Origin of the sequence: Marinimicrobium sp. UBA4509 (genome assembly GCF_002388575.1) — a bacterium.
In the GTDB taxonomy this organism is placed as follows: Bacteria; Pseudomonadota; Gammaproteobacteria; order Pseudomonadales; family Cellvibrionaceae; genus Marinimicrobium; species Marinimicrobium koreense.
Map to the genome: position 1 here is coordinate 411 of NZ_DGMV01000071.1, position 7,870 is coordinate 8,280.

A 7,870-nucleotide genomic window follows, 5' to 3' on the forward strand; every position below is an offset into this window, starting at 1 on the left:
GGCTGGACGGCTCGCTGGGTGAGGTAGATCTCCAGGTCGGTGATCAGTCCCGTCAGATTATCAGCCTTGAAGTGCCTACTATGGACGCCAAAAATCTTGGTGGTACTGCAGGTGGAGATATTGTTGGTGTCGCTATGAACATTACCGCTGCCAACTATGGAAGCGATACGGCTCCTTTTAGTGACAACATTGAAATCAACGGTCAGACGGTTCGCTCAAGCGAATTGAATGCTGCTGGAAACTTGAGTGAGCTTCTGGGTGTTATTAACGATAGTGTTTCAAACGTGCGTGCGACAGCGGTGACTGAAACTGTAGGGAGTAGTGGATCCTCCGTGACGGGTGTACTGAGCGGCGCTGATGAGATTATGAAATTTGATCTCGTTAACGCGGACGGAGTAACTTCAAGCTTTGAGGTCTCAAACACGGGCAGTATGGAAGCTTTAGTAAACAAGATTAATCAGTCCGCAGACGGTAAAATTGACGCTAGCCTTTCTGACGACGGTGGCTTAGTTTTGTCAAGCGAGGATGGAACAAGTATTGCGGTTTCGTACGTCGATTCTCTTGGTGCTGCCATTAGTGATCCAGGCACAACAGGAATTGCTGCAACAACCTACGGTCCGCGTTTAGCCCTCACATCAACGGATAACAGTGGGATTACTATTAATTACGCAGCGGCAGCAGATGCTAATGTGCTGGGCATCGACTCTCGTTTTGCCGCCGGTACTATCCAGGGCGCAGAAATTGTGGATGGAAGTGAAGACGATCTCGATGAAGGAGCGTTGATAATTAATGGTATTGAGATTGGTGCGGTTACAGCTGATACGAGCGCAACTGGTGCCGGCGCCGCTACCGCTGACCTGATTCGTGACGCGATCAATGCAAAATCAGCTGAGACAGGCGTTACGGCTTCTTCTTCTGCTGGTGTTCTTGAGCTCGAGTCAGTTTCAGGGGACGAGATCTCGGTTAAATATGGAGACGTAACGAACGCCGCGAGTTTAGCTAATACGGGCTTGCGTGAGACCAATACTGTAGAGAGTTTTGGTGACAACATCGCTAACATAGATATTTCCACCCAGGAAGGTGCCCAAAACGCCATCGACACCATCGACCGCGCTCTGGTAGAAATTAACGATGTCCGCGCCGAGCTGGGTGCTGCCAACAACCGCTTGGACTTCACCATCTCCAACCTGTCCAACGTCAGCGAAAAGACCTCCGCGGCCCGTTCGAGGATTATGGACGCCGACTTTGCGGCGGAAACCGCCAAGTTGAGTCAGGCGCAGGTGCTGCAGCAGGCCTCCCAGGCCATGCTGGCTCAGGCCAACGCCCGTCCGCAGCAGGTGCTGCAGCTGCTCCAGTAAGCTGAGAGTCTCCGCCGGGTAACCGGCGGAGCACTTCAGGTGCTGATGAGTAGCCTTGAGTGACCCTTACCGAGGGTAATACCATGAGTGACGTAACCAATATCCACAGCTACGGTCGGTCCGATGCCTTAAGCGGCACGGCTCGGTCCGTTTCACCCGGTACCAGCCGGGACGCGGTTGAGGGGGGCAAGAATTTGCCGCCCTCTTCGTCGTCTCAGCCGGTGGTGGAGTTGCAGAGCCCGGCACAGGATCAAACCGCTTTGGCGGAGGATCTGAGCGAGGCGGTAAGCCAGATGAACGATTATCTGCAAGCCAGCCAGCGGGACCTGCGGTTCTCCATTGACGAGGAGTTGGGTGAAACCATTGTGAAGGTGCTGGATCGCGAGACCCAGGAGGTGATTCGGCAGATTCCCAATGAGGTTTTTTTGGATATCGCCCGTAGCCTTCAGCCGGATGAGCCGGTGCACTTTTTCAGTGAACAAGCGTAGTGGACACCAATATTGGTGATCAAGAGGGGCCTTACGGCCCCTTTTTTGCATCTGTAGTTTAAGGGTTTATTATCGGTTAAAGTTTGTGCAAAAGCGGCCGATAGCGTTGTAGGGCACCCGTGTGGTGCCGGTATGTCCCGGTTGTCGGGGCTTTGACGGCGGCTTTGGGTTACGGCGGATGCGCGCTCCGCGCTTATCCGCCCTACGCGAGCTCTGGGTTATACGCCGTGACCTGGTCCCGCAAATCAATATCAGAGGTTCGCAATGGCAAGCATAGGCAGCGATATTATCAACCGGATCGGTGGTGGCAGCGGTGTCAACACCTCCAAGCTGGTGGATGACCTGGTGGGCCTGCAGCAGGCGCCAGAAGAGCAGCGGCTGGAAACCCGCGAGCAGCGGATTGACGCTCAGATATCCGGTTACGGCCTGCTGCGCAGCGCCGTGAGCGATCTGGACTCGGCCGTTCAGGGCCTGGCCAATGAGGACACCTTTAACGCCAAGCAGGCCTCCATTTCCGACAACTCCCTGATGGCCGTCAACGAGCTGAACCCCGACGCGGTGCCGGGTAACTACCGTGTGCGGGTCAGCCAAGTGGCGCAGTCCCAGTCGTTAGCGTCAGGCACCTTTGCCAGTCTGAATGACGAAGTGGGCACTGGTACGTTGAATTTGCGTTTTGGGGACTGGGATGGAAGCGGAAATTTTACCCTTGCCCCGGTTGCCGAAGGCGCCAGCATTGAAATCGACGACAGTAACAACAGCCTGACGGGCCTGCGAGATGCCATCAACAAAGCGGATATCGGGGTCCAGGCCAGTATTGTGGGGCAGGAGGGCAACTATCAATTGCTGCTGACAAGCCCTACCGGTGCTCAGCGGGAGCTGGAAATCACCGCCACCGAGGATGCCGGTGCGCTGGGCCTGGCGCAGTTCAATTACAACGAAGTGGAACAGGGCTTTACTCAACAGCAGGAGGGTAAAGACGCGATTCTGAGTGTGAACGGCCTGGAGGTTACCCGCACCACCAATACCATTGATGATGTGATCGATGGTATGACCTTCGATATTTTGAACGCCGACCCGGCCCAGGAAATCAGTATCAACGTCAGTGAGGATCGGGCTCTGGCGGAAACCGCCATTCGGGATTTTGTCGAGGCCTACAATACCTTCGTCAACGAAATGCAGCGCCTGCGGGATACCGACACCGATGAAGACGGGCAGGGCAGCCTGAATAATGACTCCCTGGCGGGTAATCTGATGCGCTCCGTTCGTGGGCAGATCAGCGCGGCGGTGCCCGGGTTGGATCAGGGTATAGACAGTCTGGCCAGCATTGGTATTCGTACCCGCCTGGACGGCACTCTGGAGTTTGCCGATGACGGTGAAGACACGGACTTCAGTGCGGTATTCAGCAGTCAATTTGAAGCGATACGGGACCTGTTTGTGCCGAGCATGGAGTCGTCCAACGCCCGGATCACTCCCAGCAACTTCGGTAACCGCACTCAGTCCGGGACTTACGAGGTAGAAATTACCCAGGATGCTACCCGTGGTTTCCTGACGGCCGACCCCGCCACCATGCCTCTCGATGTCACGAGTGACGATTACAGTTTTACCATTGAAGTGAATGGCCGCGAGTCAGCGATGATCAGTTTGCCTCAAGGAAGTTACGCCTCTCTGGAGGACGTGGCCACCGAGTTGCAGACGTTGATCAACGCCGATTCAAACCTGCGGGAGGGCGGCGCACGGGTGAACGTTACGGTGGAAGGTGGTGCCTTAAAATTTGAGTCCAACACCTATGGACGTGACAGTTCCGTGGCGATCACCAGCGTGGGCGCCAATGCGGGTGCTTTGGGCTTGAGTGAAGCCGCTGGCACCACCGGTTTGGATGTGGCCGGCACCATCAATGGCGAAGAAGGTTTTGGTTATGGCCGTATTTTGCGTGGTGCCTTGCGCTCGCCGGCGGAAGGTTTGGCTTTGGAAATTGCCGACGGCGCGAGCACGGCGACGGTGAATTTCTCGCGTGGTTTTGGTTCCGGGTTGTTGTCGACCCTGGATACTTATGTGCGTAATTCCGGATTGATTTCCGAGCGGGAAAGCACCTTGAAGGACGACCGAGTTGAGGTATCCGAAGCCCGCGAAGCCATGGAGCGGCGCAGTGAGGCGTATCGGGCGCGGTTGGAGGCGCAGTTTTTGAATATGGAACGGATTGTCCGGAGTTTGAATAGTACCGGGAGCTTTTTGGAAGGTATTAATGACCGGTTGCCGTTTACGGCGCCGCCGCGGTAAGTGGTTGAGTTTGGTTTTGGTTTGGGTGTTGCGTTGGGGTAGGGCAGATTGCGCGGAGTTTACGGTGAGGGTATTACGTTGGTTTGCCGGCGGATGCGCTTCGCTTATCCGCCCTACGGATAGCACGGGGTCGCGTAGGGCGGATAAGCGCGCAGCGCGCATCCGCCGTTGCTGAACTCGAAAACACCCACCAAAATCAGCTAAAGTTTCCCCCTCCACAGCCGCAATAAAGGTTAGTCCGATGGTAAAAACCACCGATGATGACGACAACCAAGAACGGGGAACCGGTATGAACGCCTACGCTCGTGCGGCACAGAATTACTCTTCCATGAAAGTACAGTCCAGCGCCATGGACGCCTCTCCCCACCGCCTGATCCAGATGTTGTTCGAAGGGGCCCTGGAGCGTATCGCTCAGGCCAAGGGTGCGATGCAGCAGAATCAGGTGGCCCGCAAAGGCGAGCTGATCGGCAAGGCCATCAACATTGTGGCGGGCCTGCAGGGCAGCCTGAGTGATAAGGAAGGCGGCCAGCTCTCGGAAAATCTGGATGACCTCTACGATTACATCATCCGCGCTCTGACCGAAGCCAACTACAAGAACAGTCTGGAGCGGCTGGACGAGTGCGGCCGCCTGCTGGGCGAGCTCAAGTCCGCCTGGGATGGTATTGCCGATCAGGCCCGATAATCATGGCGCTGTCAGCGGTTCCCAACCCCGATTACCATGGGGAAGCCGGGGTAGAGCAGGTGCGCCAGTTGCGTAATGAGCTGGTGCAGGCCCTTCGGGCTGAGGATTGGTGGACGGTCCGTGAGCTGGATCGGGCCTGTGCCGGGTTGGTTGAGCGGGTGATCGCGGCCAACGGTGGCGATGGGACGGCCCTGGTCCGGGCATTGAGTGAGTTGAAGGGTGTTTATGCGAATTTGATTGAGCAGTGCCAGGAGGAGGTTTTGAAGCTGGCGTTGTGAGTGGGGCGGGCCCATTGGGTTGCGAGGGTGCGTTACATTGGGTTACGGCGGATGCGGCCTCCGGCCTTATCCGCCCTACGCGGAGCGCGTGGAGTACGTGAAGCGCGCGGAGTACGCGGAGGTTGGTGCTGTTCTTCTTCTTGACGTTTTCTGCGTCATTTTTTTGTCAATTTGGCCGTTTTGGGATTGCTCCCGGCGGCTATCCCTGCCAGAATCCCCAATAATGTGACACATTTCACATTCTTCGGGCGCTTGTCTTGGGGGCGCCCGGTTTTCCGACGTCTGTCCTGAATCGACAATTATTTGACTCCGGTCGAGGCGTCGGCTATTGGTTTAACAAGGCTAGCGGTTTAGAAAAATGGATAAAGGGCCAACTCGCATGTGGCGTAACACCAATGTTCTGATTGTCGATGATAATGAACAACGGCGCAGGGAGCTCGGAGTCATTCTGGAGTTCCTGGGGAAAACGGTCAGCACCACCGGGTGGGCCGGCTGGCAAGCCGCCCACGAGGACGCTGACGATGCCGATGAGCGGGGTGTCATGGCGGTGTTTCTGGGCGAAACTCCCAAGCCCCGGGAGCTTGAGTCCCAGCTGAAAGACATCCGCGACTGGCAGGACGACGTGCCGGTCATCATGCTGGAGGAGCGCACGCTGCCCGAGTCCGCCGCGCCCGAGCTGGCCCGGATGATCATCGCCAGCATGACAGTCCCCCCCGCCTACAACCAGTTACTGGACACGCTGCATCGCGCCCAGCTCTATCGCCAGGCTCAGCAGGCCAGCCGGCGCCAGCCTACGCGCCGTCCGGTCCACCTGTTTCGCAGCCTGGTGGGCACCAGCCGCCAGATCCAACAGGTGCGCGACATGATGGCCCAGGTGGCGGATAAGGACGTGTCGGTGCTGATCACCGGCGAGTCGGGCACCGGTAAAGAAGTGGTGGCCCGCAATCTGCACTACAACTCCCCCCGGCGTGACAAACCCTTTGTTCCCGTAAACTGCGGCGCCATTCCCGCCGAACTGTTGGAAAGCGAGCTGTTTGGCCATGAAAAAGGAGCGTTCACCGGTGCCATCAGTGCCAGGGCCGGTCGGTTTGAGCTGGCGGAGGGGGGCACTCTGTTTCTGGATGAAATTGGGGATATGCCCCTGAATATGCAGGTGAAGATTCTGCGGGTTCTGCAGGAGCGCTGTTTCGAGCGGGTGGGCAGTAATAAGACTACCAGTATCGACGTGCGGGTGATTGCCGCGACCCACCGGGACCTCGAAACCATGATCAGCGAAGACCGGTTCCGCGAGGATCTGTTCTATCGACTGAACGTTTTCCCCATTGAATTACCCGCTCTGAAAGATCGCTCAGAAGATATCCCGCTGCTGATCAATGAACTGATCTCCCGTCTGGAAAGCGAGGAGCGCGGCTCCATCCGCTTCAATTCCGCTGCCATTCTCTCGCTGTGTCGTCATCCCTGGAGTGGCAACGTGCGCGAGCTGGCAAACCTGGTGGAGCGCATGGCAATCATGCACCCTTACGGCGTGGTGGGCGTTCAGGATCTTCCCGTCAAATACCGCCACGTGGACGTGGTGGAGGAAGATTTTGGTGTGGCCACCGAGCAGGAGGCGCTGAACGGCCAGGCGGGCTATGTCAGCATGAACGATACGCCGCTGTTGCCGGAGCAGGGCATCGACCTGCGCGAGTACATCAACAACATGGAGCGGGAATTGATTCAGCAGGCCCTGAATGATTGCGGTGGCGTGGTGGCCCGGGCTGCGGATCGGTTGAGTGTTCGGCGCACGACCCTGGTTGAGAAGATGCGGAAGTATGATTTGCAGCGTTGATTGAAGTCAGCGGGGGTTGTCGGATTACGCTTCGCTCCGAAACGTCGGACCGATCCGACCTACGGGGCTGCGGCGAATGTTTTCCCGGTACTCGCTGGGGGTCATGCCGGTGGCGCGTTTGAAGCAGCGGTTGAAGGTGGATTTGCTGTTGAACCCCGACTGTTCCATCACCTGCATCATGGAGTCGGGCCCATCCTCGGAAGCAATGATGGATTTCGCCCGTTCGGTGCGAAAATCGTTTACATACTCAAAAAAGTTCTTGTTCAGCCGACGATTGATGATGCTGGACACCAGCTTGCTGGATAATCCCATGGTACTGGCCAGCCGCTCCAGGCTCAGCTCCGGGTCCAGATACAACTGCTGCTCTCGCATTACCTGGTGGATCGATTGAGCCAGGGACGCCTGTTCATCTTCATTCCCGATTGCAACGCTATTGAGCCCCGGCGCTTCGGAGACCCCGCGAAACGTCTGCGACTGGGTCAGGCTGTACACCACCAGTGATGTGATGAAAAAAACGTTGAGGTAGTTGCCCAGCACGCCGGTCAGGTTGGCCATTCCCCGATGTTCAAACAACAGATGGCTCAGATAACTCGTCAGGTACAGACTCCAGATAACCAGAAAGCCGATCACCAGCAGCCGGAGCCACCAGGGGTCCACGCTTTTCAGGTTGGAGTAGCCCTGCTCCAGGTGCCGATGGTAGGTCGCCAATAGCCGATAACTGATCAAGCCGTAAGTAAAGTAGAGGCCGTATTTGACGAACAGGTACAGCTGAAACGGGAGATCGTGGAACAGCACCTCATAGTCATACCTCGCCCGGGCGAAAAACCCCTCGTCGCGCACCAGAAGGTAAAAGGGCAGAAGCAGGGTGATCAGCAATGCGGGCGCGAAGTGCAGGAGTCGGCGTCGACACCAGTTGAAGTCCGAAAACAGCATCGACTTTAGTTTGACGTGAAAACCCA

Annotated in this window: 7 protein-coding genes; 6 read left to right on the forward strand and 1 reads right to left on the reverse strand. The window is 56.9% G+C overall.

What is annotated here, in order from left to right:
* From B3520_RS13725 to B3520_RS13750, 6 genes are all read left to right on the forward strand, one after another.
* Positions 1 to 1,358, forward strand: a 1,358-nt coding sequence (locus B3520_RS13725) for a flagellin (protein WP_286876302.1), incomplete at its 5' end; no start/stop codon positions are given.
* 83 nt (positions 1,359 to 1,441) lie between these two features.
* Positions 1,442 to 1,846: a flagellar protein FlaG gene (locus B3520_RS13730; protein ID WP_286807139.1), complete on the forward strand. Its 405-nt coding sequence runs from the start codon at positions 1,442 to 1,444 to the stop codon at positions 1,844 to 1,846.
* 264 nt (positions 1,847 to 2,110) lie between these two features.
* Positions 2,111 to 4,123 (forward strand): flagellar filament capping protein FliD, encoded by a 2,013-nt coding sequence (gene fliD / locus B3520_RS13735; protein WP_286876304.1) that lies wholly within the window; start codon positions 2,111 to 2,113, stop codon positions 4,121 to 4,123.
* A gap of 241 nt (positions 4,124 to 4,364) precedes the next feature.
* On the forward strand, positions 4,365 to 4,805 hold the full coding sequence (gene fliS, locus B3520_RS13740; RefSeq protein WP_286807132.1) for a flagellar export chaperone FliS: 441 nt from the start codon (positions 4,365 to 4,367) through the stop codon (positions 4,803 to 4,805).
* Positions 4,806 to 4,807: 2 nt separating this feature from the next.
* Positions 4,808 to 5,083 carry a hypothetical protein gene (locus B3520_RS13745; protein ID WP_286807133.1) on the forward strand — a complete coding sequence of 92 codons (276 nt, stop codon included), beginning with the start codon at positions 4,808 to 4,810 and terminating at the stop codon, positions 5,081 to 5,083.
* 379 nt (positions 5,084 to 5,462) lie between these two features.
* Positions 5,463 to 6,911, forward strand: coding sequence for a sigma-54 dependent transcriptional regulator (locus tag B3520_RS13750; protein WP_286807134.1), 1,449 nt, complete (start codon positions 5,463 to 5,465; stop codon positions 6,909 to 6,911).
* A gap of 24 nt (positions 6,912 to 6,935) precedes the next feature.
* Here the strand turns inward: B3520_RS13750 and B3520_RS13755 are convergent.
* Positions 6,936 to 7,870: helix-turn-helix domain-containing protein (locus B3520_RS13755; RefSeq protein ID WP_286876307.1), on the reverse strand; the 935-nt coding region annotated here is incomplete at its 5' end.

Excerpts from the sequence above, each read along its gene's own strand:
- B3520_RS13750 (WP_286807134.1), top strand. The coding sequence starts at position 5,463 with ATGTGGCGTAACACCAATGTTCTGATTGTCGATGATAATGAACAACGG.
- fliD (WP_286876304.1), top strand. The coding sequence starts at position 2,111 with ATGGCAAGCATAGGCAGCGATATTATCAACCGGATCGGTGGTGGCAGC.
- B3520_RS13745 (WP_286807133.1), top strand. The coding sequence starts at position 4,808 with ATGGCGCTGTCAGCGGTTCCCAACCCCGATTACCATGGGGAAGCCGGG.
- fliS (WP_286807132.1), top strand. The coding sequence starts at position 4,365 with ATGGTAAAAACCACCGATGATGACGACAACCAAGAACGGGGAACCGGT.
- B3520_RS13730 (WP_286807139.1), top strand. The coding sequence starts at position 1,442 with ATGAGTGACGTAACCAATATCCACAGCTACGGTCGGTCCGATGCCTTA.